Annotated in this window: 2 protein-coding genes; both read right to left on the reverse strand. The window is 70.8% G+C overall.

The window, feature by feature from the left end; translation table 11 throughout:
• A partial coding sequence (locus MKK54_RS06185) for a hypothetical protein (protein WP_244009922.1) occupies window positions 1-612 on the reverse strand: 612 nt, incomplete at its 3' end.
• Window positions 613-689: 77 nt separating this feature from the next.
• Window positions 690-1,308: lysozyme (locus MKK54_RS06190; protein WP_244009923.1), on the reverse strand; the 619-nt coding region annotated here is incomplete at its 5' end.

Raw genomic sequence — 1,308 nt, forward strand, 5'->3', positions numbered from 1 at the left:
CGCGCGGAAGATGCGCGCGCCGATCTCGGGCAGGCCGCCGGCCTTGTCGATGATCCTCTGCGGGGTGCTGTCGATCACGCGCTGGAGCGCCTTGGCGACGACGGCCGAGCCGACCGGCACCGAGAGCTTGGCGCCCTTCGTAGCGCCCTCGACCGCGTTCAGGCCGTAATCGACGGCGGTCTGAACGGTGGTCTCGATGCGCTTCTGCGACAGGAACAGGGCGGCCCAGGGCGCGACCTTGCTGATGCCGACCGTGATGGCGCCGGCGATGAGGGTCACGGCGCTGGGCACGACGGCTGCAAAGAACGTCGAGAGCCAGTCACCGACCGGCAGGACGAGGGCCGTGGGGGCGGCGACCACCTCGGCGGCGAAGGCCGACCCGAACCACAGCGCGCCGACGATTGCGGCGAGGGCCAGAGGGATCGGGCGACGCGGCGTGACCCACAGCAGGAACAGGCCGCCAGCGGCGACGAAGCACAGGCCGAGGATGGTCAGGCCGAGCGTGAGGCCGGCGACCGCGCCCTCCTGGCCGGGCGGGTAGGCCATGGCGAAGGCAGGGCTGGAGAGGGCACAGGCGAGCGCCAGCGCCGCGAGCGGGAGCATGCGGGTCATGGTGGGGTCTCGATGTCAGGGGTTGCGCGGTGGGCCCGGCCGGCTCGGGAGAGGTCAACCTACGGAAAAGCGTAGGGTCAGCCGTAGAACGGCTTCATCAGCAAGGTGGCCAGCCAGTTGCCGAGCGACCAGCGGACGGGCGCGGGCGTCACCGGCACGATGACGGGCGTCGGCACCTCGGGGTGCATCACCTCGATCACCGGCGCGGCCACGGCGATGGGCTTCTGCGTCGTCGTCGCACGCGGCAGGGCCGAGGTGTAGGCGGTGACGAACTGCGCGGCCTCGGCCTCGCGCCGGGTGACGATCGCCGCCGGCTTGTTCCACATCAGGATGGCGTCGCGGGCGCCGGCCGTGTCGCCCGCGTTGATGCGCTTGAGGAAGGTCGAGGTCGCGAAGGCGCCCGGCCCGATGTTGTAGCAGATGGACACCAGGGCATCGAAGGCGTTCTGGCTGACGGGCACCTTCAGCCCCTTGCGCACGGCGGCCACGTAGGTCTGCACGTCGCGTTCGAAGATCGCGTCGCACTCGGCCGAGGTGATCGTCAGGCCGGCGGTGACCAGGGGCGGCCCGGCCGCCGAGGTGTGGCCGATGCCGATCGTGAGCACGCCGACGCTGTCTTTGTAGGCCTTCAGCCTTCGCCCCTCACGGGCGATGAGCACGGCTTCGCCGATGGGCGAGAGGTCCATAAGTAGTCTC

Origin of the sequence: Methylobacterium sp. J-068, from assembly GCF_022829445.1 — a bacterium.
In the GTDB taxonomy this organism is placed as follows: domain Bacteria; phylum Pseudomonadota; class Alphaproteobacteria; order Rhizobiales; family Beijerinckiaceae; genus Methylobacterium.